Source organism: Streptomyces plumbidurans (assembly GCF_019857225.1).
Taxonomy (GTDB): Bacteria; Actinomycetota; Actinomycetes; order Streptomycetales; family Streptomycetaceae; genus Streptomyces; species Streptomyces plumbidurans.
The window spans coordinates 84,296-111,175 of the sequence record NZ_JAFJSY010000020.1; the positions used below are offsets into that span (position 1 = coordinate 84,296).

Genomic DNA, 26,880 nt, shown 5'->3' on the forward strand with positions numbered 1-26,880 from the left:
GACCGGTCCGGTCCCGGGGTCGCCGGGACCGGACACGGGACGGACGGTCTACTTCTTCAGGCCCCACTCGGCCGTGTTGTACGGCGGCCCCACGTTCGTGGAGTTGTTCCGCATGTTGACGAACCGCGTCTGCACGGCGAGGAATGTCGGCTTCTGGTACAGCGGCAGGACGTAGGCGGCGTTGACCATGATCTTGTCCGCCTGGTTGAGCAGGGAGGCGGCTTTCGCCGGGTCGGTCTGCCCGATGGCCTGGGTGACCAGCGAGTCGACCTTCTTGTCGCTGTAGCCGCCGTAGTTGCCGCCGCCGCCGGTGGACCAGTTCTGCTGGGCGCCGGACGTCGGGAAGGGCGCCGCGACCCAGGCGAAGACGATGATGTCGTACTGGTGCCCGGTCAGCACCGTGCCGAGGTCGGCGGCGCCGATCGGCTTGATGGTGACCTTGATGCCCAGGTTGCCGAGGTCGCTCTGCAGGATCTGGCACTCGTTCTGCCGGATCTGGTTGCCGGTGGTGTAGCGGCAGTTGAAGGGTCCGACGGCCTTGCCGTCGGGTGTCTTCAGCGCGGTGCCCACCCCGGTGAACTTGGCGTCCGTCAGGTACTTCTTCGCCTTGGCGAGGTCACCGGAGCCCTGTCCGGTGGGGGTGACCAGGTCCTGGTAACCCGCCTGCCCCGGAACGAAGTTGTGGTTGCCGAGCTGCTTCACGTTCTTGTCGAACTGGCCGACCGTCTTGGACACGATGTCCTTGATGCTGATGGCCGTGAACATCGCCCGGCGCAGTGCCGTGTACTTGCCGATCACCGGGTTGTGCAGATTGAGGTCGAAGTGCTCCCACTGCAGCCCGTTGCCGATGTTGTAGGTGACGTTCGGGATGGACTTGACCTGGTTGACCAGGTCCACCTCGGGCTGCGGGTAGATCGCCTGGACCTCGTTGTTGCGCAGGGCGGTCGGTTCCTGGGTGGCGTCGGAGATGACCTTGAAGATCAGCCGCTGCAGGCTCGGCTTGGTCGCGCCCCACCACTTGGGGTCGGGCACGTACGTGGCGTGGTCGTTGTCCGCCCACTGCGACATCTTGTACGGGCCCGCCGTGGCGTACTTGGTGGGCGGGTTCTTCTGGAAGTACTGCCAGCCCTTCGTCATCTGCGCGGCGGTCATGTGGGCGGCGTCGCCCGCCTTGGCGCCGGACACCTTCTCGGCGACGTGCGCCGGATAGAACGGATAGCCGCCGCCGAAGAGCGACTTCCAGTCGGAGTACGGCTTGGCCATCACCACGGTGACGGTCCTGCCGCCGTCGGAGGCGGTCAGGGACTTGATGCGGTCGTAGCCCGCGGTGCTCTCCGGCAGGCAGCCCTTGGTCTGGGTGCTGTCGCTGGCGGGCGGCGGCGGGCAGTCCTTGCCGTTGTTGGTGCGCCAGTAGTACATGAAGTCGTCGGCCGAGAAGGGTGTGCCGTCGTTCCACACGGCCTTCGGGTTGATCTTGTAGACGATCGTCTGCGGACTGGTGCCGGTCTGGGTCGCCGAGGTCACCAGGTCCTTGTTGAGGGAGACGGTGAAGTCGGGCATGGGCACGAACACCTGGGGCAGGACGACTTCGAGCGCCTCGGCGTTCTCGAAGGTGTTGCCGTTGGTGTCCTGCAGGTTCCACTGCTGGATGTTCTTCTCCAGCACATAGGTGAACGTTCCGCCGGACTTGGTGGCTCCGGAGTTGCAGGTGTTGGCCTTGCCCTGGGTGTTGCAGGACGTGAGCCCGGCCGAGCCGTTCTTGCTGGAACCACCGCCACCGCCACCCGAGCTGCTGCAGGCGGCGAGAGCGAGTACGAGCCCGGCGGCAAGTGCGAGTCCCCTTGTGAGGGCCGGTGTCTGCGCGCGCATGTCCCTCCTCCGGCTCGCGGTGTTCCCCGCGGCCTTGTGGTGGCGGCCGAGCGGCCGCGAGAGGTCTGAGCTGCGCATTGACGCTAGAACTCGCGTGTACCTTATGCAGGTTCCTGTTCATACCGGGATGGCGACAATTCACCCTCGTTTTCCCCTTGGGATCTTTTGCGTCGGGCAAAGTTCCCTGATGGCGGGTCAGGAGGGTGTGATGTCAGCCCACCGGGACGCCTGCTTCCAGATACAGCACGGCCCCGCGCTCACGCGCCCGCAGCGCCCAGCGCAGCCGCTCGTAGCGCACCGCGGGCAGCAGGTCCGCGGCCTCCTCCTCGGTGACGAACCGCCAGCCGCGCAGTTCGGGGCCGGGAAGCAGCAGCCGGGCGGTCTCCGCCGAGTCGAGGCGCCCGCCGTCGAAGAGCAGCCGCAGACCGCCGTAGGCGGGGGGCGCGGGCGCCTCCCAGTCGACGACCAGGAGCCTGGGTACGTCGTCGAGTCGGATGCCGGTCTCCTCGGCGACCTCGCGCACTCCGGCGCGGGCGGGTGCCTCGCCGGGTTCGACGACACCGCCGGGGAACTCCCAGCCGGCCTTGTAGGTGGGGTCGACGAGCAGGACGCGGCCCTGTTCGTCGAAGAGGAGGACGCCGGCGGCGACCGTCTCGGCGGTGGGCTCGGGCGTCTGCACGATGTCGCAGGCCGCCGCCTCACCGCTGCCCACGGCCTCCGCGATCCGCACCGCCGCCTGGTACGCCGTGAGCGCGCTGGTGTCGACGGGATGGGCGTCGGAGGCCAGCCAGGAGCCGAGGGCGGCGCGGTACTGCTCGATGTGGTCGTACGACCACTGCCGGACCCGTATCTCCCCGTCCGGCAGGTCCGGCGGCACCTCGCGGCGGGCTATTCGCTCGCGCAGGATCGTTTCCGCCGGGGCGAGGAGCACATGGCGGACGGCAATACGGCGGGCGGCGAGGCCGCCGAAGATCTCGTCGCGGTACTCCTGGCGCAGCAGGGTCATCGGGATCACCAGGGTCCCGCCGAGCTCGGCGAGCATCGCGGCCGCCGTGTCGATCACGAGCCGTCGCCAGATCGGCAGGTCCTGGTGGTCGCCGACCTCGGCGAGGTGCTTGGGCGGCAGCAGATGGGCGAGAGCCGCGCCGATGACCTCGGGGTCGAAGAGCGTGCTGTTCGGGATCAGCTCGATCAGTTCCCGTGCGGTGGTGGTCTTCCCCGCACCGAACGCGCCGTTGATCCAGACGACGGTCACAGGTCCCCCTCTTCTGTTGGCCCCCTGAGGCTTGCCCGCTCCACCCTGCCACGGAAACCAGCCCCAGTTGAGGGCGCACAAAACGGGGCGCCGGTGCCCCTGCCTGGGGTCACCGGCGCGATGGTCCGGTCCTGAACGGCCGCCGGTCTAGTCGAGGACCTGGTCTGCGCCGGGCAGAGCGCCGTCCGGGACGGCGTGGGCGACCGTGCCGAGGGCGTCCTCGACCGCGAGGTCGCTCTGGGCCTGGTGATCGCCCAGTACCTGGTGCTCCCCGCCGTGCGACGGGCTGATCGCCGCGACGACGAATCCGGTGGCGAGGGAGGCGATGGCCATCATGCTGCGCTTCTTCATGCCCGGATCAACTGCCGGACCGGCACCGGAGTCACGCATGATGGACGTGCGCGACCCCCTGGCCCTGCTGAAGCCGAGCCGACCCGGGAGGACGGATGGACGCAGCCGACGGGCACATCCATGTCGACGCGAGGATGCTCACCGACAATCCCGCGGTCCGCGGCATGCTCGCGGCCACCTTCGGCCTGGTCGGCGACCCACCGAGCGTCGTCACCACGGGCTGCGGCCACCGGGTGCCGTATGCGATGACCTCCCGGCGTCCGGAGAGCGTCACCTGCCTGCCGTGCCGTGAGCACGCCGCACAGGAGCATCTGCGCCTCGCGGACCGGATCGACCGCCTCGGCAGCGCGCCCGGGACGGCCCTCCCGGCGGACCGCGCGCGCGACATCGCGGCGCACCACCGTGATCTGGCGCGGAGGTTCCTGCCCGGCTGACCCGGTTCCGGTCTGTCGAACACTCGTTACCGCACCCCTTCCAACAGAGTCGAACACGTCCTACCGTAAACGCGCAGCGATGACGCGGACATGACGTCATCCAACCTTTCGCGTGCTCGGAGGAACGTAACGATGCGTCACCTTCACACCCGCTCGCCCCGGCGAAGAGTCGTAGGGCTGCTCGCCGCGAGTCTGCTGTGCACGGCGGGACTTGCCGCGCCGGCGGTGGCCGCGCCCGCCGGGCAGCCCGCCTCCCCCGCACTGGACGACGGTCTCGCGCTCACCCCGCCCATGGGATTCAACAACTGGAACTCCACGAACTGCCGCCCGGAGTTCAACGAGGCCATGGTGAAGGGCATCGCGGACCTCTTCGTCGAGAAGGGGCTCAAGGACGCCGGATACCAGTACGTCAATCTCGACGACTGCTGGGCCCTGCCGGAACGGGACGCGAACGGCAAGCTCGTACCCGATCCGGTCCGCTTCCCGGGCGGGATCAAGGCCGTTGCCGACTATGTGCACTCCAAGGGGCTCAAGCTCGGCATCTACACCAGCGCGGGCACCAAGACCTGCAACAGCGCCGGTTTCCCGGGCGCCCTCGGCCACGAGTACAGCGACGCCCAGCAGTTCGCGGACTGGGGTGTCGACTACCTCAAGTACGACAACTGCAACAACCAGGGTGTGGACGCCAAGTTGCGCTACACGACCATGCGCGACGCCCTCAAGGCGACCGGCCGGCCGATCGTCTACAGCATCTGCGAATGGGGTGAGAACAAACCCTGGCAATGGGCCGCCGACGTGGGCCACTTGTGGCGCACCACCGGTGACATCAGCGACAACTGGAGCTCGATGCTGGGGAATATGAAGCAGAACCTCCCGCTCGCCCCGTACGCCGGTCCGGGCCACTGGAACGACCCCGACATGCTGGAGGTCGGCAACGGCGGCATGACCGACACCGAGTACCGCTCCCACTTCTCCATGTGGTCGGTCATGGCCGCCCCGCTGCTCATCGGCTCCGACCTGCGCAAGGCCTCCCAGGCGACGCTCGACATCCTGGACAACAAGGAGGTCATCGCCGTCGACCAGGACCCGCTGGGCAAGCAGGGCGCGGTCGTCTCGTCCGAGGGCGGACGCTGGGTCGTCTCCAAGGAGATGAAGGACGGCAGCCGCGCGGTGGCCCTGTTCAACGAGTCCGGCACCGCCCAGCGCATCGCCACGACCGCCGCCGCCGTGGGTCTGCCGCAGGCGTCCGCGTACACGCTGCGCGACCTGTGGCAGCACAAGAGCTACAACACCGCGGGCACCATCTCGGCGACCGTCCCGGCCCACGGCACGGTGCTCGTACGGGTCTCTGCCGACAGCAAGTGGGCCACGCACCCGCCGGCCGTCGAACTCGGCCTGGACAGCAGCCCGTTGCTGCAGGCGGGCAAGGCCACCCCGCTGACGTCTGCCGTCACCGACCTGGGGCGCACGCCCGCCAGGCATGTCTCGGTACGGCTGACCGGACCCGACGGGTGGACGGTCAAGGCGACATCGCCGACCGCCTCCGCCGTCCTGCCGACCGGCCATGCGCTGCGCACCAAGTGGTCGGTCACCGCACCGGCCGGGACGCCGCCCGGCTCGTACGACCTGGCGCTCAAGGCGAGTTACCGATCGCCGACCGGTGCCCGCGTCGACAGCTCGGTGCCGCTGACGGCCTCCGTCGTCGTACCGCCGCCCTCGGGCACCTCGGGACTCGGTGACCTGCCCTGGATGTCGGCCACCAACGGCTACGGGCCCGTCGAGCGCAACACCAGCAACGGGGAGAGCGACGCGGGCGACGGTCATCCGATCACCATCGGCGGCGTGGTGTACGACAAGGGGCTCGGCGTCCACGCGGAGAGCGCCGTCGAGTTCTACGCCGGCAAGGCGTGCGAGAAGGTCACCGCGGACGTCGGCGTCGACGACGAGAAGGGCGCGAACGGAACCGTCGCCTTCGAGATCTGGGCCGACGGCACCAAGGTCGCCTCCACCGGCGTCCTCACCAACGCGATGCCGGCCCAGCCCCTCACCGCCGACGTGACCGGCGCCGAGGTCATCCGCCTCGTCGTCACCGACGGCGGCGACGGAATCGACTCGGACCACGCGGACTGGGCGAACGCACAACTGACCTGCTGAGCCCGCCAGGGCCCAGGCAGGGGTCCGAGCGCACCGACCGGGGTCCGGTCACACAGGTGACCGTTCCTGCCCGGGCCCCCTCAGACCGCAGCCGCGTCCGCCCGTTTGGCGAGCGCGGCCGCGGCCGCTCCCACGAGGCCGGCGTCCGTGCCCATCTGGGCCGGTGTGATCTCCAGGCGCTGTACGAAGGACAGGGTGGCGTACTGGCCCAGGGCCTTGCGCAGCGGTGTGAACAGGACGTCGCCGGCCTTGCCCACTCCCCCGCCGATCACGGCGATGTCGATCTCGACGAGGGTGGCGGTGGCCGCTATGCCGGCGGCCAGCGCCTGTGCGGCGCGCTCGAAGGACGCCACGGCGACCGGGTCGCCGGCGCGGGCGGCGGCCGCGACGGCGGCGGCGGAGGTGTCGCCGTCGGGACCCGGCCGCCAGCCGTTCTCCAGGGCGCGGCGGGCGATGTTGGGGCCGCTCGCGATGCGCTCCACGCAGCCACGTGAGCCGCACGGGCACGGGTCGCCGTCCAGATCGACGCTGATGTGGCCGATGTGGCCCGCGTTGCCGGTGGGGCCGGGATGCAACTGGCCGTTGAGGACCAGACCGCCGCCCACTCCGGTGGAGACCACCATGCACAGCGCGTTGTCGTGACCGCGGGCGGCGCCCTGCCAGTGCTCGGCCGCCGTGATCGCCACGCCGTCGCCGATCAGCTCCACGGGCAGGCCGCCGGCCGCCTCCCGCACCCGCCGCACGAGCGGGTAGTCGCGCCAGCCGGGCACGTTCACCGGGCTCACGGTGCCCGCGGAGGCGTCCACGGGGCCCGCGCTGCCGATGCCGAGGGCCGTGGCGCGCCCCCAGTGGGGCGAGGCGGTGAGCTCGCCGAGGACCTCCGCGACAGCGCCCATCACGGTCTCGCCGTCCTGCTGCGCGGGTGTCGCACGCTGTGCACGCACCAGGATCCGGCCCTGGTCGTCCACCAGCGCACCGGCGATCTTGGTGCCGCCGATGTCGAGCGCAGCCACGAGGTCGGTCTGCATCTGTGTCGGATCTCCCCGTCAAGCATCGGTTCTCCGGTCGGCCGGGGGCCCTGCGCCCCTCGGCCGGGGAGAAGAATTGAGCCGGTCTCGCGGTGGGGCGGAGGCCGGAGATTGCGGTGGACAGTCTCTCTTGCATATGACAACGTTGTCCAGGCCCTATGCTCGACGCCACATCCTCATACAAACTCATGGTCGACGCATCCCCGTGGACGAGACAGGACAGGACAGCGCATCGTGGCCGAGACCGCTCGCCGAACAACTCCCCTCTCAGGAACGCGATACGGCAATCGTCCGACCATGAAGGACGTGGCCGCACGAGCCGGTGTCGGACTCAAGACCGTCTCCCGCGTGGTCAACGGCGAGCCCGGTGTCACTCCGGAGACCGAGCGCCGGGTCCAGGAGGCCATCGACGCGCTCGGCTTCCGCCGCAACGACAGCGCGCGCGTGCTGCGCAAGGGCCGCACCGCCAGCATCGGCCTGGTCCTGGAGGACCTCGCCGACCCGTTCTACGGCCCCCTGAGCCGCGCGGTCGAGGAGGTGGCCCGCGCGCACGGCGCCCTGCTGATCAACGGCTCCAGCGCGGAGGACCCCGACCGCGAGCAGGAACTTGCGCTGGCGCTCTGCGCCCGGCGGGTGGACGGACTCGTGATCATCCCCGCCGGTGACGACCACCGCTATCTGGAGCCCGAGATCAGGGCCGGCGTCGCCACCGTGTTCGTGGACCGTCCCGCCGGGCAGATCGACGCCGACGTGGTGCTGTCCGACAACTTCGGCGGCGCCCGCGACGGCGTGACCCACCTCATCGCCCACGGACACCGGCGGATCGGCTTCATCGGCGACATGCCCCGCATCCACACGGCCGCCGAGCGGCTGCGCGGCTACCGGGCGGCCATGGAGGACGCGGACATCACGGTGGAGAGCGCCTGGATGTCCCTGGGTGTCACGGACCCGCTGCGGGTGCGCCGGGCGGCGGAGGAGATGCTCTCCGGCTCCAGTCCCGTCACCGCGATCTTCGCGGGCAACAACCGTGTGACAGTGACCGTGGTGCGCGTCCTCGCCGAGCAGCAGCGCCCGGTCGCCCTGGTCGGCTTCGACGACATCGAGCTCGCCGATCTGCTGGACCCGGGCGTGAGCGTCGTCGCCCAGGACGCGGCGGCCCTCGGCCGTACGGCCGCCGACCGGCTCTTCCGTCAGCTGGACGGCACCCTGCTCAGCCCGGAGCGCATCGAACTGCCGACCCGGCTGATCACCCGCGGCTCGGGCGAACTGCCGCCGGCGGGCTGAGCGGACCGTGGACGGCCGGGCGGACCGCACCCTCGAAGCACTGGGCCTGGCCGCGGCTCCGGCCACGGATCCGCTGCTGTACCCGGGAGCCTGGCCCGCGGAGTCCGGGCTCCTCGACGGCGATCTGCTGCTGCCCCTCGACCGCCTGACCCACGAGGACCGCGTACCGGTCCTCGCGGTGGGCTCCAACGCCTGTCCGGGCCAGCTGCGCCACAAGATGCGGCAGAGCGGGATCGCCTCGCCCGTTCCGATGGTCCGCGCCCGCGTCACCGGCCTCGACGTGGGCGTCTCCGCCCACGTCAGCCGGCTCGGCTACGTCTCCGCGTCACCGGTCGAATCGCCTGGCGCCGTGCGGGAGTTGTTCATCACCTGGCTGGACGCCGAGCAGCTCGCGGTGATCGACGCGAGCGAGGGGGTGCCGCTGCCGTACGGCAACTACCGGCGAGCCTGGCTCCCGGGCCGTGAGGTGCGCACCGAGCTGGAGGACGGGACGCTGCTGCCCGGCGTCCACGTCTACGTCAACCGGCGCGGGGTCCTGCACGACGGCGGGGGCGCTCCTCGCCGGCATCCCGGTCAGCGCGCACTGATCACCGAACTCCTCACGTCCGTACCGCGGTTGAGGCAGCTGTTCGGCGTCACGCCCGAGGAGTTCTGCGCACGGGCGCGCGCCGATGCCGGGCTGTGTGAGCTGGGCACCCGGGTGCTCGCCGAGGAGAAGCTGGTCACGGCGTCCGGTCTGGAGCGGTACGTGCCCGATCAGCAGACCGGCAGTCCCGGGACGGGTTCGTCGTTGTTGCCGCCCCTGATGTAGACGTCGCTGACCCACACGTTGGTGTTGCCGCTGTCGTCGTCCGTCCTCGCCCACCAGACGTTGGTCCACCGGCCGGACGTCTCGCGGCGCCCCAGGTTCTGCTGGCAGAAGAAATAGTTGACCCCCGCGTTGAGGACGCCGACCTCGGCGCCGCCGGCGGTGTAGGACTTCGCGGTGCGCCAGACCGTGCAGTTGTACTTGCCGCCGCCGATGGAGGTGCAGGCCGGGGCCGGGGTGGTGGAGCCGCCTCCGCCGGTGGTACCGCCGTTGCCGGAACCGCCGCCACTGGTGCCGCCGCCCGAACTGCCTCCGCTTGAACCGCCCGAGCCGCCGCCGGTCGTACCGCCGCCGGAGGACTTCGCGGGGGCGGAGGAGGTGGCCCGGCCGGTGGGCGCGTTCCCGTCCTTCTCGCCGGGGTCCTTGGTCTCGGTCGAGCCCTTGTCGTCCTTTTTCTCCGTGGGCGAGGGGTCACCGGAACGGTCCGCGTCCGTACGGCCGGTGGTCGCTCCGGTGGCCGGGGCCCCGGATGCCGTTCCCGCCGAGCGGGCGTCGTCCTGGGAGCCGCTCCTGGCGTTCAGCACGGCGACCGTGGTCCCGGCCGCTGTGAGGACGACCACGACCGCCGCGGCGGCGAGCAGGGCACGGCCCTTGCGCCGGGGCTGCGGCGAGGCGGGCACCGGCCCGGTGGGCGCGGAGGCGGAGTACGGCCCCATCGGCGCGGGCGGCCCGAAACCGGCCGGGGTCGACTGGGCAGCGGGGTCACCGGAGGCCGCGCTGTGTGCGGCCTGTCCGGCGCCGTCCGCGCCGTATGCTGCCTGCCCGGTGGAACCTGCGGCCTGCTCGGGTGCTCCGAACACCGGGAACACCGGCCCGGGTTGCCGGCCCGAGTCGGAACCGGGCGTGCCGGATCCGGTCTCCGCTCGGCCGGGCTGCACCGTGTCCGGCTCCCCCGCTCCAGGGGGCTGCACCGGCCCGAAGCCCGGAGGCACCACCGGAAGGCTGCGCTCCGTCCCGGGCCTGGGCTCGGTCTCACCGCGCAACGTGGTCGTCGGTGTGTCCGCGCCGCCCATGTCCGCGACCGACTGCAGCAGTTCGCGCGCCTGCTCGGCCTCGGGGCGGGTCTCGGGCCGCTTGTCCAGCAACCGCCGCAGTACGGGTCCGAGGGCGCCCGCGCGGCGGGGTTCCGGCAGCGGCTCGGTCACGATCGCGGCGAGCGTCGAATACGTGGACGTACGGCGGAAGGGCGAGGAGCCCTCGACCGCCGCGAACAGGGTGGCGCCCAGGGCCCACACGTCGGAGGCCGGTCCCGGGTCGGCGCCCTGGGCGCGCTCCGGGGCCAGGTAGTCCAGCGAGCCGACGATCTCGCCGCTGCGGGTGAGATGGGTGGCCGAGCCGTCGCCCGGGTCGTCCATGGTGGCGATGCCGAAGTCGGTCAGCACGACCCGGCCCGAGCGGTCGAGCAGGATGTTGGCGGGCTTGACGTCGCGGTGCAGGACTCCGGCGCCGTGGGCCGCGGCCAGCGCGTCCATGACCTTGGCGCCGATCCCGGCGGCCTCGCGCGGATCGAGCGCACCGCGCTCGCGCAGCACGTCGTCCAGGGAGGGCCCGTCGATCAGTTCCATGACGATCAGCGGTCGGCCGTCGACCTCCGCCACGTCGTGCACCGCCACGACCCCGGGGTGGCGCACCCGGGCCGCCGCACGGGCCTCACGCTGCATCCGCAGCCGCAGATCGGCGAGTTCGGGCCCGTCCGCGTCGGTGTAGGTGCGCAGTTCCTTGACCGCGACCTCGCGGCCCAGCACTTCGTCGACGGCTCTCCAGACGACGCCCATGCCGCCGCGCCCGAGCTGGGCCAGGACGCGATAGCGCCCTGCCAGCAGCCGACCGGTCCCGTCGGCCTGCCCGTTCCCGTTGGTGGTCTCCCCCGAAGCCACTGCCGCCCCGTTCCTGTGTCACGTCGATGCGTGCGCTCCAGGGTACGGGCCGGAGGTGACAACACCAGTTGCCGGTGCGGGCTGTGACAGCTCCGCTACGTGGCGGACGTCTGCTTGGAGGACGCTGTCAGGTCGCCGCGCCGCGGTGCCGCGAAGGCCTCGAGGTCCGATCGGGTCAGCCCGGTCGCGCGGGCGACCTCGGCGATGTCGAGGGCGCCGCAGTCCAGACCGCGCAGCAGATAGCCGCTGAGGGCCTTGGCGGTGGCGGGCTCGTCCATGACGTCGCCGCCGGCCCGGTTGGCGTACCGGGCGAGCCGGGCGGCGGCCTGCTCGAAGCCCTCGCGGTAGAAGGCGAAGACGGCCGCGTAGCGGGTGGGGATGTGGCCGGGGTGCATGTCCCAGCCCTGGTAGTAGGCGCGGGCGAGCGCGCGGCGGGTCAGGCCGTAGTGCAGGCGCCACGCGTCGTGCACCTGCGCGGTCGGGCCGACCGGCAGCACGTTGGTCGAGCCGTCCGACACCCGCACGCCCGTACCTGCCGCGGCGACCTGCATGACCGCCTTGGCGTGGTCGGCGGCCGGGTGGTCGCTCGCCTGGTAGGCGGCGGAGACGCCGAGGCAGGCGCTGTAGTCGAAGGTGCCGTAGTGCAGGCCGGTGGCGCGCCCGTCTGCGGCCTGGATCATGCGGGCCACGGTGGCGGTGCCGTCGGCGGCGAGGATGGACTGGCTGGTCTCGATCTGGATCTCGAAGCCGATCCGGCCGCTCTCCAGGCCGCGTGCCTTCTCGAACTCCTCCAGGAGCCGCACCATCGCGGTGACCTGCTCGGGATAGGTCACCTTGGGCAGCGTCAGCACCAGCCCCTCGGGCAGTCCGCCGGCCTCCATCAGGCCGGTGAGGAAGATGTCCAGGGTGCGGATGCCCCGGTCGCGCACGGGTGCCTCCATGCACTTCATGCGGATGCCCATGTACGGGGCTGCCGTGCCGTTCTCGTACGCCTGCGCGATCAGCCGTGCCGCGCGGGCCGCCGCCTCGTCCTCCTCGGCGTCGGGACGGGGGCCGTAGCCGTCCTCGAAGTCGACGCGCAGGTCCTCGATGGGCTCGCTCTGCAGTTTGGCGCGCACGCGCGCGTGGACGGGCTCGGCGAGTTCGTCGGACAGGCCGAGGACGGCGGCGAAGGAGGCGGCGTCGGGGGCGTGTTGGTCGAGGGCCGCGAGCGCCTGGTCGCCCCAGGAGCGGATGGTGTCGGCGGCGAAGACGTCGCCGGGTACGTACACGGTGTGGACGGGCTGGCGGGTGCCGGGGTCGCCGGGGTAGCGGCGCTCCAGTTCGGCGTCGACCGGCGCGAGGGAGGCACTGATCTCCTCGCTGACGGCACCCGCGAGACTCGTCGCCACCTTCTCCTGCTGGCCCTGACCCATCCCACACCCTCCAACTTTTCCGCAGTACGGAATCAACAATCCGTAGAATGAAGTTATCCGGGCACCTTCACGATGGTCAACACCATGTCCACGGCGGGCGGCACCCCGATCTCGGTATGTTCAGCCTCGTCCGGCCGCCGTCCCCTAGGAGTCTCCGTGCCGAACCCGCACCTGGTCACCCGCCGCACGGGTGTGAAGGCAGTGCTTGCCGCGGCGGTCACCGTGCCGATGTCCAGTGCGGCCACTGTCTCCGCCTCGTCCGCGTCGTCCGCGTCGGGTTCGCCCGCGCCGTTCGCCTCCTCCTCGGCGCGGGCGTCCCAGGCGCCCCGGCTCGAGGTCATGACCTTCAACCTGCGCTTCGCGAGCAAGAAGGAACCGAACAGCTGGCGCGACCGCAGACCCGTCATGCGCGCGTTACTGCAGCGTGCGCACCCTCATGTCATCGGCACGCAGGAGGGCCTGTACCAGCAACTGCGGGACATCGACTCCGACCTCGGACCGGACTACGAATGGATCGGCACCGGCCGCGAGGGCGGCAGCCGCGACGAGTCCACGGCCGTGTACTACGACACCCGGCGCCTGACCCCGCTCGAGCACTACACCTTCTGGCTCTCCGACACCCCGGAGGTCATCCGTTCCAACACCTGGCGCGCCGCCTTCCCGCGCATCGTCACCTGGGTACGCTTCCGCGATCTCGCCGACGGCAAGCGGCAGTTCTACGTCCTGAACACGCACTTCGACCACGCCAGCCAGTACGCGCGCGAGCGCAGCGCCCAGCTGCTGACCGAGCGGATCGGCATGCTCGACCACACGCTGCCGGTGGTGGTGACGGGCGACTTCAACGTGCCCGCGCACCACAACCCGGTCTACGACATCCTGTTGGACTCGGGGCTCGTCGACACCTGGGACGCGGCGGAGCGGCGCAGCACCGCCTATGGCACGTTCCACGGCTACAAGGGTCTTACGCCGAACGGCGACCGCATCGACTGGATCCTCACCAATCCGTGGGCGACGGTGCACCGGGCGACGATCGACACCTTCTCCCAGCACGGCCAGTTCCCCAGCGACCATCTGCCCGTACAGGCATCGATCAGCCTCGCCTGAGCGCGGCCCCCTCCCCGCGACGCACCGAGGCCCCCGCGGCCGTCCGTGCGGATGCGGTCGCGGGGGCCTCGTCGGGCCGTGAGGCGGTCAGCCCTTGCGGGCCTTGACCTCTTCGGTCAGGGCGGGGACGACGTCGAAGAGGTCGCCGACGACGCCGTAGTCGACCAGCTCGAAGATCGGGGCCTCGGCGTCCTTGTTGATGGCGACGATGGTCTTCGAGGTCTGCATGCCGGCCCGGTGCTGGATCGCGCCGGAGATGCCGGAGGCGATGTACAGCTGCGGGGAGACCGACTTGCCGGTCTGGCCGACCTGGTTGGTGTGCGGGTACCAGCCGGCGTCCACCGCGGCACGCGAGGCACCGACAGCGGCACCGAGGGAGTCGGCGAGGGCCTCGATGATCGCGAAGTTCTCCGCGCCGTTGACGCCACGGCCACCGGAGACCACGATCGCGGCCTCGGTCAGCTCCGGACGCCCGGTCGACTCGCGCGGGGTGCGGCCGGTGACCTTGGTGCCGGTCGCCTTCTCCGAGAACGTGACGCTCAGGGCCTCGACCGCGCCCGCGGCCGGGGCGGCCTCCACCGCGGCGGAGTTGGGCTTGACGGTGATCACCGGAGTGCCCTTGGAGATGCGGGACTTGGTGGTGTAGGACGCGGCGAACGCCGACTGGGTGGCCACCGGGCCCTCGTCGCCGGCCTCCAGGTCGACGGCGTCGGTGATGATGCCGGAGCCGATGCGCAGCGCCAGACGGGCGGCGATCTCCTTGCCCTCGGCGGAGGACGGGACCAGCACGGCGGCCGGGGAGACGGCCTCGACGGCGGCCTGCAGGGCGTCGACCTTCGGCACGACCAGGTAGTCGGCGTACTCGGCGGCCTCGTGGGTGAGGACCTTGACGGCGCCGTGCTCGGCGAGCGCGGACGCGGTGTCAGCGGCGCCGGCACCGAGCGCGACGGCGACCGGCTCACCGACGCGGCGGGCGAGCGTCAGCAGCTCCAGGGTGGGCTTGCGGACGGCACCGTCCACGTGATCGACGTAGACGAGAACTTCAGCCATGGGAAGAGAACTCCTTGCGGATGTGCGAAGTCTGAAGGGCGGTGTGCGAGTTGAGCCGCGCGGCTCAGATGAACTTCTGGCTCGCGAGGAACTCGGCGAGCTGCTTGCCGCCCTCGCCCTCGTCCTTGACGATCGTGCCCGCGGTGCGGGCCGGACGCTCGGTCGCGCTCTCGACCTTGGTCCAGGAACCGGCGAGACCGACCTCGTCGGCGTCGATCTCCAGGTCCGACAGGTCCCAGGACTCCACCGGCTTCTTCTTCGCCGCCATGATGCCCTTGAAGGACGGGTAACGGGCCTCGCCCGACTGGTCGGTGACCGACACGACCGCCGGGAGCGAGGCTTCGAGCTGCTCGGAGGCGGCGTCGCCGTCACGGCGGCCCTTGACGGTGCCGTCCTCGACGGAGACCTCGGACAGCAGCGTCACCTGCGGCACACCCAGGCGCTCGGCGACCAGGGCGGGCACGATGCCCATGGTGCCGTCGGTGGAGGCCATGCCGGAGACCACCAGGTCGTAGCCGGCCTTCTCGATCGCCTTGGCCAACACCAGGGAGGTGCCGATGGCGTCGGTGCCGTGCAGGTCGTCGTCCTCGACGTGGATGGCCTTGTCCGCGCCCATGGACAGCGCCTTGCGCAGCGCGTCCTTGGCGTCCTCGGGGCCGATGGTCAGGACGGTGACCTCGGCGTCGTCGGCGTTCTCGGAGATCTGCAGCGCCTGCTCGACCGCGTACTCGTCGAGCTCGGAGAGCAGACCGTCCACGTCGTCCCGGTCGACGGTCAGGTCATCGGCGAAGTGCCGGTCGCCAGTGGCGTCGGGCACGTACTTCACAGTGACAACGATCCTCAAGCTCACGCCGGCTCTCCTACTGCAATCGTCATTTCGGTGCTGTCTACTTTCAGGCAGCATAGGCGCCTCAAGCGGCCGATCCCGATCGGGGCGACCAGCGCTCCGAGCGAAATATTACTCGCCAGTACACCCATACGGTTCCCGCTAAGCAAGCGCTTTGAACTGTGACCTTTGCAACGCAGCGTAATCGGAACTCGACCTGTTCGCAGCGGGAGCCGTGGAGGGATCGGTCACTCAGCCGCTATGACGCACGCCTCGGTCACGCGGGCCCTCAGTCACGCAGGCCGTTGAACCGACCCTGGTGGTAGAGCAGCGGGCGGCCCGGACCCGTGGGGTCGCCCAGCACCACCTCGGCCAGCACGATGCGCTGGTCGGCGGCGGGCACGCGCCCGATGACCCGGCACACCAGCCAGGCCAGGACGCCGTCGAGCACGGGAACGCCCTCGGGTCCCTCGCGCCAGTTCGTGGGCGCGCCGAAGCGGTCGGCGCCGCTGCGGGCGAAGGTGGCGGCCAGCTCCTGCTGGTGCTCGCCGAGTATGTGGACTCCGACGTGGTCGGCCGAGGAGATCGCCGGCCAGCTCGACGCCCCGGTGCTGATGCCGAAGGAGAGCATCGGGGGCTCCGCGGAGACCGAGGTGAGGGAGGTGGCGGTGAAGCCGACCGGACCCGACGCGCCCCGCGCCGTGATCACGGCGACCCCCGCGGCGTGCCGGCGGAAGACGGAGCGCAGGAGGTCGGGAGAGGCGAGCTGAGGGGTGCGGGTGCCGAGATCGGGCGTGGCCGTCATGGAGTTGTCCTTCTGGGGAGAGGGGCAAGCTGGTCCGTGGCTGCTCAACAGTCCGGACAGCGCGCGCTCGCGGTGCGGGCCAGATCGACATGAGCCCGCCCGAAGAGAAGGATTTCCTTGGGCATACGGTCAGGCTGACGATACGTGGCGCACACAGTCAAGTACGTTCCGGCATCTGGGAGATGGCTCACCCCGGCGATCACGGCCGTCAGACCGCCTCCCCGAGGGCCGCGATGACGTCGGCCTTGCGCGGCTGGCCGGTGGCGCGCCGTACGACCCGGCCGTCGGCGTCGAGGACCAGCACGGTCGGCGTCTTGAGGATGTCGAGTTCGCGTACGAGGTCCAGGTGGTCCTCCGCGTCGATCTCCACATGGGTCACGCCGGGGACCAGGCCGGCCACCTCCCCGAGCACGCGCCGGGTGGCCCGGCAGGGGGCGCAGAAGGCGCTGGAGAACTGCACGAGCGTGGCTCGTTCGCCCAGCTCACTGCCCAGGTCGGCCGTTCCGAGCCGTTTCCCTTCGTCGCGCCCACGCACGCGTACCCTCCCGCTTCGCCGCCGCTGCAGCACTCCGTAGGCGCTCGCCGCCACGAGCACCACCACGCACACCACAAGTCCGGTCATCACCTGCACAAGCATTCATGAGACTGCAAAGATTCCCGCCTCCACGAATCGTTCCCGTTGCGGAATGCTTGATTCATGGACATCGATGTGAGGGGGCCGCGCTTCGGGGCGGCCGTGACGACCGTCGTCCTCGCGGTCGTGCTGATCACCGGCAGCGTCTGGCTGCTGGCCTGGCAGACGCTGGCGTTCGCGCTGGGCGCGGCGGGCGGTGTCGGGCGCTCGCCGTACGGCTGGCTCTTCCGCAGGGCCGTACGCCCACGGCTCGGGCCGCCGCGCGAGTTCGAGCCGCCGGAGCCGCCGCGGTTCGCTCAGGCCGTGGGCCTGGTCTTCGCCGGCCTGGGGCTGGTCGGCTTCGTGCTCGGCCCGGCCTGGCTGGGGCTCGCCGCGACCGCCGCCGCGCTGGCCGCGGCCTTCCTCAACGCCGCCTTCGCGTACTGCCTGGGGTGCGAGATGTACCTGGTGCTACGCCGCGTCACTACGTGACGAGAATCTCGCCACGCTACGGCACCAGGACTGGCCACCCACTCGTTATCTGGGGCACGATCTGCGCAATGCCGTATACCTACGGCTGCGTAACTTTCCCGCCCGGGGGAACCCCCTTCCCAGGCAGAGAGAAGGGTCCACCCCGTTCATGGCTGAGCTTGTCTACCGTCCCGTCATCGGCTTCGCGAAGGCGTTGTTCAGCGCCTGGGATCTCAAGATCGACTGCAAGGGTTCGGAGAACATCCCACGCTCGGGCGGTGCGGTGCTGGTGAGCAACCACATCAGCTATCTGGACTTCATCTTCGACGGCTTCGCTGCGCTTCCCCAGAAGCGTCTGGTCCGCTTCATGGCCAAGGAGTCGGTCTTCCGGCACAGGATCTCCGGTCCGCTGATGCGCGGTATGAAGCACATCCCGGTGGACCGCGAGCAGGGCGAGCAGGCGTACGCGCACGCGCTCGACTCCCTGCGGTCCGGCGAGATCGTCGGGGTCTTCCCCGAGGCCACCATCTCGCAGTCCTTCACCCTGAAGAGCTTCAAGACGGGCGCCGCCCGTCTGGCGCAGGAGGCTGGCGTCCCGCTGATCCCGGTGGCCCTGTGGGGCACGCAGCGCCTGTGGACCAAGGGCCACCCGCGCAACTTCAAGCGCAGCCACACCCCGATCACCATCCGCGTCGGCGAGGCGCTCGAGGCTTCCAAGGACAAGTACGCGGGCGCCATCACCCGCCAGCTGCGCGAGCGGGTCCAGGAACTCCTGGAGGCCGCCCAGCGTGCCTACCCCGTGCGGCCCAAGGGCCCGCACGACACCTGGTGGATGCCCGCCCACCTGGGCGGCACGGCGCCGACTCCGGAGCAGGTGAAGGCGGCCGAGGCACGCTGAATCGTCACTTCGGGGCGTGGACGGTGATCGGCGCCCCGGGGCTGAACTTCTCCAGGAGTTCGACGAGTTCGGCGCCCGCCCGCTCGACCGCGGCGACGGGCATCGGGGCGAGGCTCTCCAGCAGGAAGATGCCCGAAACGGTGCTCTCGGTCAGGCGGGTGCGAGGGCCCTGCCGCCAGTTCCAGCGGCGGCACGTCACGCCTGTCCCGTCGCGCCAGACCACCTCGCCGGCGTCGGGGTGCTCGACGACCTCCTCGCCGCCCGCCACGGTCACGAAGTCCTCGTCCCCTGCGGCCCGCACGAGCCGCATGCCGCCGGTGATGTGATCGATGTCCTCGCCCCCGACGGGGATCAGATGGGCGACGCTGATGGCGTTGTAGAGGTCGACGAGGAGGTTGATGCGGGGCAGTCCCGCGTCCGAGAGGGCTCGCCTGGCCAGGGCTTCCGCGGAGTTGCGGGTGCGTGAGGGCTTGGAGCCGAACGCCGTGTAGATCTCGCGCCAGGCCGCCATGTGCGGGTCCTCGTGCGGGGCGCGGCCGTCCAGGCGGGCGGCGAGACGCCTGGCCGCGTCGTCGAGGAGCGCCGAACTGTCCTGCGTGCTCGGCCCGTTGGTCAGGCCGTGCGCCTCGATCGCGAGGTGGGTGAAGCCGGGCGCGAGAGCGCGCACCTCGTCGGACACGGTCAGGGAGAGAGTCATCGCCTTGCCTCAGAGTGCGCGCGGGAGCGTCCTCCAGAGTTGGGCCCGGTCACGGGCGGCCCGCAGAACGCTCAGTACGGTCGGATGGGGTTCAGCGTACAGCACCGGGTAGTCCATCTCATTGGACTTCGGGTCGGGCGCGAAGGCCAGCCGCTCACCCTGGAGGGAGAACTGGGCGTCCACGCCCGGCTTGTTGCCGCGGGGGTCCTGTCGATGCCAGGCGCCGTTGAACCGCACGGCGACCAGGCCGTGCACCACGTCCAGCTTCTGGTAGCAGAGCGCGGTGGGGATGTCCTCGGCCCGCAGCAGCGCCGCCAGCGCGTGCGCTTTGGCGTAGCAGATGCCGGTGCCCTGCTCCAGCACGTCGGAGGCGCGCCAGGTGACGCGCGGATCGCCGGAGTCCTGCGAGTGCGGAATCGTGTCGCGTACGAACTCGAACGCGAGCCGTGCATAGGCATACGAGTCCGTCGCCCCGGCAGCCAGCCGGGCGGCCGTTTTCCGCACCAGCGGATGCCCATGGTCGATGGCCTCATCAGCGGCCAGATACGCGGACAAGTCAGGGGTGTTCTGGATCAGCTCCATGCCCGCAGAGCATAGAAATGCGCTCACTCGACAGTCAATGACTTTTCGATTGCCCGCATATCTATGCATCACTTCACGGAGCTACTGGCGCGCCATCTCCTCCTTGAGCGCCGCCACGAACGCGTCCACGTCGTCCTCGGACGTGTCGAAGGCGCACATCCAGCGCACGACGCCCTCGTTCTCGTCCCAGAAGTAGAACCGGAACCGCTTCTGCAGCCGCTCGCTCACCGCGTGCGGGAGCTTGGCGAACACGCCGTTGGCCTGCACCGGGTAGAGGATCTCCACGCCGTGCACGGCGCGCACGCCCTCGGCCAAGCGCTGGGCCATCTCGTTGGAGTGGCGGGCGTTGCGCAGCCACAGGTCCTTGGCGAGCAGCGCCTCCAACTGCACCGACACGAAGCGCATCTTGGAGGCGAGCTGCATGGACAGCTTGCGCAGATGCTTCATGTGGCTGACCGCACCCGGTTCGAGGACGACGACCGCCTCGCCGAACAGCGCACCGTTCTTCGTCCCGCCCAGGGAGAGGATGTCGACGCCGACGGCATTGGTGAACGTCCGCATCGGGACGTCGAGGGAGGCGGCCGCGTTGGCTATCCGTGAGCCGTCCAGGTGCACCTTCATGCCGCGCGCGTGGGCGTGCTCGCAGATCGCGCGGATCTCGTCCGGCGTGTAGAGCGTGCCCAGCTCGGTGCTCTGGGTGATGGAGACGGCCTGCGGCATGGCGCGGTGCTCGTCGTCCCAGCCGTACGCCTGCCGGTCGATCAGCTCGGGCGTGAGCTTGCCGTCGGGCGTGGGCACGGTCAGCAGCTTCAGGCCGCCCATGCGCTCGGGCGCCCCGCCCTCGTCGACGTTGATGTGCGCGCTCTCGGCACAGATCACCGCGCCCCAGCGGTCGGTGACCGCCTGGAGCGCGACGACGTTGGCGCCGGTGCCGTTGAAGACGGGGAACGCCTCCGCCGCGGCACCGAAGTGGCTGCGGACGACGCTCTGGAGGTTCTCGGTGTAGTCGTCCTCGCCGTACGCGACCTGGTGCCCGCCGTTGGCCAGGGCCAGGGCGGCGAGCACCTCCGGGTGGGCACCGGCGTAGTTGTCACTGGCGAAACCGCGGACCTCCGGGTCGTGATGACGACGCGCGTCGGTCCTTGGGGGGTTCACGGCTTCTCGGTCAGCCACAGACGCTTTCCGTTCACTTCGGCGGCAGACTTGCTCCAGACGTCGGTGATGGCCTCGGCCAGGTCCTTGACGTCCGTGAAGCCCGCGAACTTCGCGTTGGGGCGCTCGGCGCGCATCGCGTCGTGCACCAACGCCTTCACCACCAGGATCGCAGCCGCCGAGGAGAGCCCTTCGGCGCCCTGCGCCTTGCGGAAGAAGTCGGCCAGGGCCAGCGTCCAGGCCTCGGCCGCGGCCTTGGCGGCGGCGTACGCGGCGTTCCCCGCGGTCGGCCTGCTGGCGCCTGCGGCGCTGATCAGGACGTAGCGGCCGCGGTCGCTGCGCTGCAGGGCCTCGGAGAAGGCGAGGGAGGTGTGCTGCACGGTCCGGATGAGCAGCAGCTCCAGGAAGTCCCAGTCGTCGAGGCTGGTCTTGATGAAGGTCTCGCTGCCGCGCCAGCCGCCGACGAGATGGACCAGGCCGTCGACGCGGCCGAACTCCTTCTCGATGTGCTGGGCCCACTCCTTGGTGGCGTCCAGGTCCAGCAGGTCGACGGGCTCACCGGTGACGGTGGCACCGCCCGACGCGTAGCGGGCCGCGTCCACGGCTTCCGCGAGCCGTACGGGATCGTTGTCGGCGGCGACGACGGTCGCACCCGACTCGGCCAGCCGGAGCAGTGCCTCCCGCCCCGCGGGTCCGCCGCCGCCGGCGACCGCGATCACCGCACCGCTGAGAGCTCCGTTCCCCGCCATGGTCTTCGCCTCCTGAGCCACGTTCTCGGTGGTGCGGTCGCTCACGCGGCGACCCGTTCCGCGCTCTCCGCCGTGATGCCCTTGGTGGAGGCAATCACGTTCTTCAGCTTCTTGGAGAGGGCTTCATAGAACATGCTCAGCGGAAACTCGTCGGGAAGCACGTCATCGACGAGCTTTCGCGGCGGCAGGGTCAGGTCGAGGGCGTCCGGACCCTTGGCCCAGCGGGACCCTGGGTGCGGTGACAGATAGGTGGCGACCAGCTCGTATCCGGCGAACCAGTGCACGAGCTTGGGGCGGTCGATGCCGTCGCGGTAGAGCTTCTCTATCTCGGCGCACAGCTGGTTGGTGACCTGCGGGGCGCGCTGCCAGTCGATGAACAGCTTGTTGTCGGTCCAGCGGACCACGTCGTGCTTGTGCAGGTAGGCGAAGAGCAGCTGGCCGCCGAGGCCGTCGTAGTTGCGCACGCGCTCGCCGGTGACCGGGAAGCGGAACATCCGGTCGAAGAGGACCGCGTACTGCACGTCACGGGCCTGCGGGACGCCGTCGTCCGCCAGCTTCACGGCCTCCTTGAAGGCGGTGAGGTCGCAGCGCAGCTCCTCCAGGCCGTACATCCAGAACGGCTGGCGCTGCTTGATCATGAACGGGTCGAAGGGCAGGTCGCCGTGGCTGTGGGTGCGGTCGTGGACCATGTCCCACAGCACGAAGGCCTCCTCGCAGCGCCGCTGGTCGTGGACCAGCGCGGCGACGTCCTCGGGCAGCTCGATGCCCAGGATGTCGACGGCGGCCTCGGTGACCCGGCGGAAGCGCGCGGCCTCGCGGTCGCAGAAGATGCCGCCCCAGGAGAATCGTTCCGGCGCCTCGCGCACGGCGATGGTCTCGGGGAAGAGGACGGCGGAGTTGGTGTCGTAGCCGGCCGTGAAGTCCTCGAACCTGATGCCGCAGAACAGCGGGTTGTCGTAGCGGGTGCGCTCCAGCTCGGACAGCCACTCGGGCCACACCATGGTGAGCACGACCGCTTCGAGGTTGCGGTCCGGGTTGCCGTTCTGCGTGTACATGGGGAAGACGACCAGGTGCTGCAGGCCGTCCGTGCGCATCGCCGCGGGCTGGAAGGCCAGCAGCGAGTCGAGGAAGTCGGGCACCTCGAAGCCGCCCTCGGCCCAGCGGCGAAGGTCCTTGGCCAGGGCCTCGTGGTAGTCGCTGTCGTGCGCGAGCAGCGGGGAGAGCTCGCGCACGGCCGCGACGACACGCTCGACCGCGGCCTCGGCGTCCGCGCGCCGCGGAGCACCCTCGGCCGCGAAGTCGATCGACCCGTCCTTGGACTGCCATGGCCGGATCAGCTCCACGGCATCCTTGAGCACCGGCCACGCCGGGTGCTCGACCACCCTGGTCGCAGGAGGAATCTCATCCCCCGAAGCCGCCTGCACAAGAATTTCCGTCATGTCCCATCCTCCACGGGAGAAGCTCGCGTATCGAGACCGTATACATATGAGCTTCCTTTCAGCAAGGAGAGACCCGGGAGATTATCCTGCGCAACCGCATGGTCACCGAAGTTTTTTCTGTCAGACGCGGTGAAGGCCGCCGTTCCGGGTATGCGTGCCCTCCCCGCGGGTAGGGGTGGGGGGTCAATGTCCGCAGGACTCGCCCACGCCAGGGTGACGGCGCCCGGCGGCACCGGCCGAAATCGCCCCGTACGCCACGCCGATCGCCTGTGTACGAGCGGGTTCATCGCGAGACGGGGCCGTTAGGCTGCGGCTCTGCCCGCGTGGCCGTCCGCTCCGGTCGCGCGCGAAGCCGAGCCGCCGTCGACGGAAGCGAGTTGAACCTTGAACTTCCTTACCATCGGTCACCGCGGGGTCATGGGTGTCGAACCCGAGAACACCCTCCGTTCCTTCGTCGCCGCCCAGCACGCCGGGCTCGACGTGATCGAACTCGATCTGCATCTGAGCAAGGACGGCGCCCTCGTCGTCATGCACGACACCGACGTGGACCGCACGACCGACGGAACCGGCCCGATCGCCGAGAAGACCCTCTCGGAGCTGCGCGCCCTGGACGCGGGTCGCGGGGAGCACGTGCCGGTCTTCGAGGAGGTCCTGGACGCGGTGAACGCCCCGCTGCAGGCCGAGATCAAGGACGTGCAGGCGGCCAGGGCGCTGGCCGAGGTCATGCTCAAGCGCGACCTGGTCGCCCGCGTGGAGGTGTCCTCCTTCCACGACGAGGCGGTCGCCGAGATCACCCGGCTGGTGCCCGGCGTCCGGACCGCGCTGATCGGCAGCCGCTACGGCACCGACATCGTGGACCGCGCGGTCGAGGTCGGCGCCTCCACCGTCTGTCTCAACATCCGCCGGCTGACGCTGGAGATCACCGAGCAGGCCCGCAAGGCGGACCTGAGGGTCATCGGCTGGGTGGTGAACACGCAGGACCATCTCCGTCTCGTACGGGCCCTGCAACTGGACGGCGCGACCACCGACTACCCGGAGATCAAGCGCACCGGCCGCTTCACGGCGTGAAGCGGCGCGCGAACGTCACGTCAGCTCCTTGACCAGCAGCTCGAACTGCAGGTCGGCGCGCTGCGGAATGCCGAAGCGCTCGTCGCCGTACGGGAACGGCGTCATCCGTCCCGTACGGCGGTAGCCGCGCCGCTCGTACCAGGCGATGAGGTCCTCGCGCACGGAGATCACGGTCATGTGCATCTCGCGCACGCCCCAGTCCTCGCGCGCCGTCCGCTCCGCCTCCGCGATGATCACCTTGCCCAGGCCCGCGCCCTGCAGCCGGGGGCTGACGGCGAACATCCCGAAGTAGGCGTGCTCACCGCGGTGTTCGAGCTGGCAGCAGGCGATCACCTCGCCGTCCCGCTCGACCGTGAGCAGCCGGGAGTCCGGCGACTTGATGACGTCGAGCACGCCCTCGGGGTCGGTGCGCTGTCCTTCCAGGATGTCCGCCTCGGTGGTCCAGCCGGTCCTGCTGGAGTCCCCGCGGTAGGCGGACTCGATCAGCACGACCAGGGCGTCGACATCGGCATCGGTGGCATCGCGGAAAGTCAGTCCGGCGGCGGTCTCCATGGGGTCGGCTCTCCTGTCTCGGCGCGGCGCGGGCTCCGAAGAGAGTAACGCCGCCACTAGGCTCCGACGCATGGTGCATGTGCTGAGCAGCCGGACCCTCCTCCACCCCGTCGATCCCGAACGCTCGCGCCGCTTCTACGGCGAGCTGTTGGGCCTTTCCGTCTACCGGGAGTTCGGCACGGGGCCCGAGCGCGGCACCGTCTACTTCCTCGGCGGCGGCTTCCTGGAGGTGTCGGGACGGTCGCAGGAAGGGCCGTCCCCGGCCGTACAGCTGTGGCTCCAGGTCGCGGACGCGGACGCGGCGCACGAGGAGCTGCTCGCCAAGGGGGTGGAGATCGTGCGTCCGCCCGTGAAGGAGCCCTGGGGGCTGGTCGAGATGTGGATCGCGGATCCGGACGGGACGCGGATCGTGCTCGTTGAGGTGCCGGAGGACCATCCGATCCGCTACCGGCCCGGGATCTGATGCTCCCAGCAGCGGTCGGTGCGGGTCAGTTCGTGGAATCCGGCGCCAGCAGCCGGGCGATCGCCGCCTCGTCGTCGACCGTGATCTGCCGCAATGTGCGGACGGCGGCCTTCAGGGGCAGCAGATGACCACCGTCCCTGGGGAAGAGCGAGGTCTCGAAGTCGATGTCGCCGATCCGCGAGAGGACCGGGATCACGCCCCAGCCGTACGTCGATACGGCGCGGTGGCGCGGCGCCCCACCCGCCTGAGCTCCGGGCAGCTGAGGAGGCGGGCGGCCGCTCAGACGCGGATCGCGCCCAGGCTGCCTTCGAGGCGGCCCAGCAACTCGCCGAGCAGTCCGGCCAGTTCGCCCTGCCCCTGGGGGTCCAGCACGGCGAGGACGGCGGTCTCGTAGGAGAGCTGTTCGGGCAGGATGCCGTCGACGAGTTCGCGGCCGGTGTCCGTGAGGCGGACGTGGGCGACGCGGCGGTCGCGGGTGTCGCCGCGGCGGTCCACCAGGCCGCGCTCGGTCAGCTGCTTGAGGCGCTTGGTGACGGCGGCGCCCGAGGAGAAGGTCTCGCGGGCCAGCTCGCCCGGGGTCAGCTCGTGACCGGTGCGGCGCAGCGCGCCCAGCAGGTCGAACTCGGGGCGGCTGAGGCCCGCCCGGCGCAGCGGCGCGTCCTCGGCCTGCTGCAGCAGGGCGGCGCAGCGGTTGATACGGCCGATGATCTCCATGGGGCCGGTGTCGAGATCGGGGTGGACGGCCTGCCACTGCCGCACGACCGCGGAGACGGTGTCGTCGCCTCTGCTCGCCCCCGCCTGCCGCCCGTTCGGTGCCGTCATGGCCGTACGCCCTCCGTTTCGCCGCTCCGGTACGGCCCCTGGTGCCGCACCGTAGCCGCGAGCGTACGGTGTCCCGCCCGCTCCGCGCGCACCACCCGCTCCTGAGGCAGGGCCCGCTGCCACCACTCACCGGACGCGGCATCGACCGTGCCACGCAGCTCCGCCAGGGCCGCGGCGAGGGCACGGCGCGCGGAATGCACGGCGGCGGGCGCGGGAGCGGACTCCGCCAGGAGCCGGGCCGCGTGCTCACGGGCGCGCTCGGCCGCGGCCAGGGCGTGCTCGACACGGTCGCCGGCGCGCCGGTTGGTGACGGCGACGGCGGCGAGGAAGCCGACGAGTGCGCCGACGACGGTGTCCACGGCCCGCTCGGTGATCAGCAGTCCGGGCTGCTGGAATCCGGTGAACTCGGTGATGAGCAGCGCCATTGGGGTCACGCAGACGGTGCCGAGCCAGTAGTTGCGGCCCATCAGTGCCTCGGCGCCGAAGTTGAAGGCGAGGCAGCACAGCACGAGGGCGGCCGGGCCGAGGTGGGCGAGCGGGACGACGGCGGCGAAGAGGAGGACGCCGAGGAGGTTGCCGACGACGCGCTGGACGCCGCGGGTCCAGGTGAGGGCGAGGTTGGCCTGATAGAGCGAGGCCGCGGTCACCAGGGCCCAGTAGGGGCGGCCGATACCGAGGGCGAGGGAGACGTACCCCGCGAGGGCGCAACCCAGGGCGGTGCGTACGGCGATGGGGGCGAGCGGGCCGAGCCGCGCCCACAACGGAGCGGCCGGGACGGCGAGTTCGGCGTCCACGCCGAGGAGTTCGCCCGCGGCCTCCGGGTCATGCACCTCCGGGACGGGCCCGGCGGTGGTCAACCGCCGCACCCAGGTGCGCAGTTGCTTCGGGTCGGCGTCCGCGGGGGCGGCGAGGGCGACCTCTGCGCGGACGACGAGCCGTTCCAGGCCGCGCCGGGTGCGGGAGTCGCCGGCGGCCAGGAGCGAGTGCCAGGCGGCCTGGACGGCGGCGGCCGCGGCGGCGCGGGAGCGGCCGTCCTCGGTGCCGTTCGCGGCGT

Annotated in this window: 29 protein-coding genes; 9 read left to right on the forward strand and 20 right to left on the reverse strand. The window is 70.7% G+C overall.

The window, feature by feature from the left end; genetic code table 11:
- Positions 1–48: 48 nt before the first annotated feature.
- The 3 genes from JYK17_RS16165 to JYK17_RS16175 form a co-directional block, all read right to left on the reverse strand.
- Positions 49–1,869, reverse strand: coding sequence for an ABC transporter family substrate-binding protein (locus tag JYK17_RS16165; RefSeq protein ID WP_128803899.1), 1,821 nt, complete (start codon positions 1,867–1,869; stop codon positions 49–51).
- Between the two features lie 211 nt (positions 1,870–2,080).
- A complete protein-coding gene (locus JYK17_RS16170; protein WP_128803898.1) occupies positions 2,081–3,124 on the reverse strand; it encodes an NUDIX hydrolase in 1,044 nt (347 codons plus the stop codon).
- A 147-nt stretch (positions 3,125–3,271) separates the two neighbouring features.
- The gene (locus JYK17_RS16175) at positions 3,272–3,475 is read right to left on the reverse strand and encodes a hypothetical protein (RefSeq protein WP_108009361.1); all 204 of its coding nucleotides are present in this window, start codon (positions 3,473–3,475) and stop codon (positions 3,272–3,274) included.
- A 95-nt stretch (positions 3,476–3,570) separates the two neighbouring features.
- Here JYK17_RS16175 and JYK17_RS16180 point away from each other — a divergent pair, with 95 nt between their 5' ends.
- Positions 3,571–3,909 (forward strand): hypothetical protein, encoded by a 339-nt coding sequence (locus JYK17_RS16180; RefSeq protein ID WP_108009363.1) that lies wholly within the window; start codon positions 3,571–3,573, stop codon positions 3,907–3,909.
- A gap of 132 nt (positions 3,910–4,041) precedes the next feature.
- Entirely contained in the window at positions 4,042–6,063 is a 2,022-nt protein-coding gene (locus tag JYK17_RS16185; protein WP_222810615.1) for an NPCBM/NEW2 domain-containing protein, read from the forward strand.
- Positions 6,064–6,143: 80 nt separating this feature from the next.
- Here JYK17_RS16185 and JYK17_RS16190 read toward each other — a convergent pair whose 3' ends face one another.
- A complete protein-coding gene (locus JYK17_RS16190; protein WP_128803896.1) occupies positions 6,144–7,091 on the reverse strand; it encodes an ROK family protein in 948 nt (315 codons plus the stop codon).
- Positions 7,092–7,325: 234 nt separating this feature from the next.
- Between JYK17_RS16190 and JYK17_RS16195 the strand changes: the two genes are divergently transcribed.
- The gene (locus tag JYK17_RS16195) at positions 7,326–8,375 is read left to right on the forward strand and encodes a LacI family DNA-binding transcriptional regulator (RefSeq protein ID WP_108009370.1); all 1,050 of its coding nucleotides are present in this window, start codon (positions 7,326–7,328) and stop codon (positions 8,373–8,375) included.
- Positions 8,376–8,382: 7 nt separating this feature from the next.
- Positions 8,383–9,186 (forward strand): hypothetical protein, encoded by an 804-nt coding sequence (locus JYK17_RS16200; protein WP_222810616.1) that lies wholly within the window; start codon positions 8,383–8,385, stop codon positions 9,184–9,186.
- Here the strand turns inward: JYK17_RS16200 and JYK17_RS16205 are convergent.
- From JYK17_RS16205 to JYK17_RS40550, 3 genes are all read right to left on the reverse strand, one after another.
- A complete protein-coding gene (locus JYK17_RS16205) occupies positions 9,132–11,120 on the reverse strand; it encodes a serine/threonine-protein kinase (protein ID WP_108009374.1) in 1,989 nt (662 codons plus the stop codon). The two genes, JYK17_RS16200 and JYK17_RS16205, sit on opposite strands and share 55 nt — an antisense overlap.
- 95 nt (positions 11,121–11,215) lie before the next feature.
- The gene (locus JYK17_RS16210; RefSeq protein ID WP_128803893.1) at positions 11,216–12,535 is read right to left on the reverse strand and encodes a DUF6986 family protein; all 1,320 of its coding nucleotides are present in this window, start codon (positions 12,533–12,535) and stop codon (positions 11,216–11,218) included.
- 53 nt (positions 12,536–12,588) lie between these two features.
- Entirely contained in the window at positions 12,589–12,876 is a 288-nt protein-coding gene (locus JYK17_RS40550) for a hypothetical protein (RefSeq protein ID WP_234548544.1), read from the reverse strand.
- Between JYK17_RS40550 and JYK17_RS16215 the strand changes: the two genes are divergently transcribed.
- Positions 12,764–13,639, forward strand: coding sequence for an endonuclease/exonuclease/phosphatase family protein (locus JYK17_RS16215; RefSeq protein ID WP_234548431.1), 876 nt, complete (start codon positions 12,764–12,766; stop codon positions 13,637–13,639). The two genes, JYK17_RS40550 and JYK17_RS16215, sit on opposite strands and share 113 nt — an antisense overlap.
- Before the next feature lie 87 nt (positions 13,640–13,726).
- Here the strand turns inward: JYK17_RS16215 and JYK17_RS16220 are convergent, their stop codons facing one another.
- The 4 genes from JYK17_RS16220 to JYK17_RS16235 form a co-directional block, all read right to left on the reverse strand.
- Positions 13,727–14,689 (reverse strand): electron transfer flavoprotein subunit alpha/FixB family protein, encoded by a 963-nt coding sequence (locus JYK17_RS16220; RefSeq protein ID WP_222810617.1) that lies wholly within the window; start codon positions 14,687–14,689, stop codon positions 13,727–13,729.
- A 64-nt stretch (positions 14,690–14,753) separates the two neighbouring features.
- The gene (locus tag JYK17_RS16225) at positions 14,754–15,539 is read right to left on the reverse strand and encodes an electron transfer flavoprotein subunit beta/FixA family protein (RefSeq protein WP_108009382.1); all 786 of its coding nucleotides are present in this window, start codon (positions 15,537–15,539) and stop codon (positions 14,754–14,756) included.
- A gap of 265 nt (positions 15,540–15,804) precedes the next feature.
- Positions 15,805–16,320, reverse strand: a complete 516-nt coding sequence (locus tag JYK17_RS16230; protein WP_108009384.1) for a flavin reductase family protein — start codon at positions 16,318–16,320, stop codon at positions 15,805–15,807.
- 208 nt (positions 16,321–16,528) lie between these two features.
- A complete protein-coding gene (locus JYK17_RS16235) occupies positions 16,529–16,942 on the reverse strand; it encodes a TlpA family protein disulfide reductase (protein ID WP_108010118.1) in 414 nt (137 codons plus the stop codon).
- 75 nt (positions 16,943–17,017) lie between these two features.
- Here JYK17_RS16235 and JYK17_RS16240 point away from each other — a divergent pair, with 75 nt between their 5' ends.
- Positions 17,018–17,425, forward strand: a complete 408-nt coding sequence (locus JYK17_RS16240; protein ID WP_128803891.1) for a DUF4395 domain-containing protein — start codon at positions 17,018–17,020, stop codon at positions 17,423–17,425.
- A gap of 148 nt (positions 17,426–17,573) precedes the next feature.
- A complete protein-coding gene (locus JYK17_RS16245; RefSeq protein WP_108009388.1) occupies positions 17,574–18,302 on the forward strand; it encodes a lysophospholipid acyltransferase family protein in 729 nt (242 codons plus the stop codon).
- A 4-nt stretch (positions 18,303–18,306) separates the two neighbouring features.
- Here the strand turns inward: JYK17_RS16245 and JYK17_RS16250 are convergent, their stop codons facing one another.
- The 5 genes from JYK17_RS16250 to JYK17_RS16270 all read right to left on the reverse strand — a co-directional run bounded on the left by JYK17_RS16250 (position 18,307) and on the right by JYK17_RS16270 (position 22,921).
- Entirely contained in the window at positions 18,307–18,999 is a 693-nt protein-coding gene (locus tag JYK17_RS16250) for a B3/B4 domain-containing protein (protein WP_108009390.1), read from the reverse strand.
- Positions 19,000–19,008: 9 nt separating this feature from the next.
- A complete protein-coding gene (locus tag JYK17_RS16255; RefSeq protein ID WP_108009392.1) occupies positions 19,009–19,581 on the reverse strand; it encodes a transglutaminase domain-containing protein in 573 nt (190 codons plus the stop codon).
- Between the two features lie 81 nt (positions 19,582–19,662).
- Positions 19,663–20,736, reverse strand: a complete 1,074-nt coding sequence (locus tag JYK17_RS16260) for a threonine aldolase family protein (protein ID WP_108009394.1) — start codon at positions 20,734–20,736, stop codon at positions 19,663–19,665.
- Positions 20,733–21,482 carry an SDR family NAD(P)-dependent oxidoreductase gene (locus JYK17_RS16265; protein WP_108010120.1) on the reverse strand — a complete coding sequence of 250 codons (750 nt, stop codon included), beginning with the start codon at positions 21,480–21,482 and terminating at the stop codon, positions 20,733–20,735. The genes JYK17_RS16260 and JYK17_RS16265 overlap by 4 nt, the downstream gene beginning before the upstream one ends.
- Before the next feature lie 41 nt (positions 21,483–21,523).
- On the reverse strand, positions 21,524–22,921 hold the full coding sequence (locus JYK17_RS16270) for a DUF6421 family protein (protein WP_108009396.1): 1,398 nt from the start codon (positions 22,919–22,921) through the stop codon (positions 21,524–21,526).
- A gap of 384 nt (positions 22,922–23,305) precedes the next feature.
- Between JYK17_RS16270 and JYK17_RS16275 the strand changes: the two genes are divergently transcribed.
- Positions 23,306–23,989: a glycerophosphodiester phosphodiesterase gene (locus JYK17_RS16275; protein WP_108009398.1), complete on the forward strand. Its 684-nt coding sequence runs from the start codon at positions 23,306–23,308 to the stop codon at positions 23,987–23,989.
- Positions 23,990–24,004: 15 nt separating this feature from the next.
- Here JYK17_RS16275 and JYK17_RS16280 read toward each other — a convergent pair whose 3' ends face one another.
- Complete coding sequence (locus JYK17_RS16280) at positions 24,005–24,541, reverse strand: GNAT family N-acetyltransferase (protein WP_108009400.1); 537 nt, start codon at positions 24,539–24,541, stop codon at positions 24,005–24,007.
- A 70-nt stretch (positions 24,542–24,611) separates the two neighbouring features.
- Here JYK17_RS16280 and JYK17_RS16285 point away from each other — a divergent pair, with 70 nt between their 5' ends.
- Positions 24,612–25,004: a VOC family protein gene (locus JYK17_RS16285; protein WP_108009402.1), complete on the forward strand. Its 393-nt coding sequence runs from the start codon at positions 24,612–24,614 to the stop codon at positions 25,002–25,004.
- Positions 25,005–25,029: 25 nt separating this feature from the next.
- On the opposite strand, the gene JYK17_RS16290 is transcribed toward JYK17_RS16285, so the two are convergent.
- The 3 genes from JYK17_RS16290 to JYK17_RS16300 all read right to left on the reverse strand — a co-directional run.
- Positions 25,030–25,287: a DUF1905 domain-containing protein gene (locus JYK17_RS16290; RefSeq protein WP_108010122.1), complete on the reverse strand. Its 258-nt coding sequence runs from the start codon at positions 25,285–25,287 to the stop codon at positions 25,030–25,032.
- Positions 25,284–25,826 (reverse strand): MarR family winged helix-turn-helix transcriptional regulator, encoded by a 543-nt coding sequence (locus tag JYK17_RS16295; RefSeq protein WP_108009404.1) that lies wholly within the window; start codon positions 25,824–25,826, stop codon positions 25,284–25,286. The genes JYK17_RS16290 and JYK17_RS16295 overlap by 4 nt, the downstream gene beginning before the upstream one ends.
- A partial coding sequence (locus JYK17_RS16300) for an FUSC family protein (protein ID WP_222810618.1) occupies positions 25,823–26,880 on the reverse strand: 1,058 nt, incomplete at its 5' end. The genes JYK17_RS16295 and JYK17_RS16300, both read right to left, overlap by 4 nt.

Excerpts from the sequence above, each read along its gene's own strand:
- JYK17_RS16165 (WP_128803899.1), bottom strand. The coding sequence starts at position 1,869 with ATGCGCGCGCAGACACCGGCCCTCACAAGGGGACTCGCACTTGCCGCC.
- JYK17_RS16175 (WP_108009361.1), bottom strand. The coding sequence starts at position 3,475 with ATGAAGAAGCGCAGCATGATGGCCATCGCCTCCCTCGCCACCGGATTC.
- JYK17_RS16180 (WP_108009363.1), top strand. The coding sequence starts at position 3,571 with ATGGACGCAGCCGACGGGCACATCCATGTCGACGCGAGGATGCTCACC.
- JYK17_RS16185 (WP_222810615.1), top strand. The coding sequence starts at position 4,042 with ATGCGTCACCTTCACACCCGCTCGCCCCGGCGAAGAGTCGTAGGGCTG.
- JYK17_RS16190 (WP_128803896.1), bottom strand. The coding sequence starts at position 7,091 with ATGCAGACCGACCTCGTGGCTGCGCTCGACATCGGCGGCACCAAGATC.
- JYK17_RS16210 (WP_128803893.1), bottom strand. The coding sequence starts at position 12,535 with ATGGGTCAGGGCCAGCAGGAGAAGGTGGCGACGAGTCTCGCGGGTGCC.
- JYK17_RS16215 (WP_234548431.1), top strand. The coding sequence starts at position 12,764 with ATGTCCAGTGCGGCCACTGTCTCCGCCTCGTCCGCGTCGTCCGCGTCG.
- JYK17_RS40550 (WP_234548544.1), bottom strand. The coding sequence starts at position 12,876 with ATGACCTCGAGCCGGGGCGCCTGGGACGCCCGCGCCGAGGAGGAGGCG.
- JYK17_RS16220 (WP_222810617.1), bottom strand. The coding sequence starts at position 14,689 with ATGGCTGAAGTTCTCGTCTACGTCGATCACGTGGACGGTGCCGTCCGC.
- JYK17_RS16230 (WP_108009384.1), bottom strand. The coding sequence starts at position 16,320 with ATGACGGCCACGCCCGATCTCGGCACCCGCACCCCTCAGCTCGCCTCT.
- JYK17_RS16235 (WP_108010118.1), bottom strand. The coding sequence starts at position 16,942 with ATGACCGGACTTGTGGTGTGCGTGGTGGTGCTCGTGGCGGCGAGCGCC.
- JYK17_RS16240 (WP_128803891.1), top strand. The coding sequence starts at position 17,018 with ATGGACATCGATGTGAGGGGGCCGCGCTTCGGGGCGGCCGTGACGACC.
- JYK17_RS16245 (WP_108009388.1), top strand. The coding sequence starts at position 17,574 with ATGGCTGAGCTTGTCTACCGTCCCGTCATCGGCTTCGCGAAGGCGTTG.
- JYK17_RS16250 (WP_108009390.1), bottom strand. The coding sequence starts at position 18,999 with ATGACTCTCTCCCTGACCGTGTCCGACGAGGTGCGCGCTCTCGCGCCC.
- JYK17_RS16255 (WP_108009392.1), bottom strand. The coding sequence starts at position 19,581 with ATGGAGCTGATCCAGAACACCCCTGACTTGTCCGCGTATCTGGCCGCT.
- JYK17_RS16265 (WP_108010120.1), bottom strand. The coding sequence starts at position 21,482 with ATGGCGGGGAACGGAGCTCTCAGCGGTGCGGTGATCGCGGTCGCCGGC.
- JYK17_RS16270 (WP_108009396.1), bottom strand. The coding sequence starts at position 22,921 with ATGACGGAAATTCTTGTGCAGGCGGCTTCGGGGGATGAGATTCCTCCT.
- JYK17_RS16280 (WP_108009400.1), bottom strand. The coding sequence starts at position 24,541 with ATGGAGACCGCCGCCGGACTGACTTTCCGCGATGCCACCGATGCCGAT.
- JYK17_RS16285 (WP_108009402.1), top strand. The coding sequence starts at position 24,612 with ATGGTGCATGTGCTGAGCAGCCGGACCCTCCTCCACCCCGTCGATCCC.
- JYK17_RS16295 (WP_108009404.1), bottom strand. The coding sequence starts at position 25,826 with ATGACGGCACCGAACGGGCGGCAGGCGGGGGCGAGCAGAGGCGACGAC.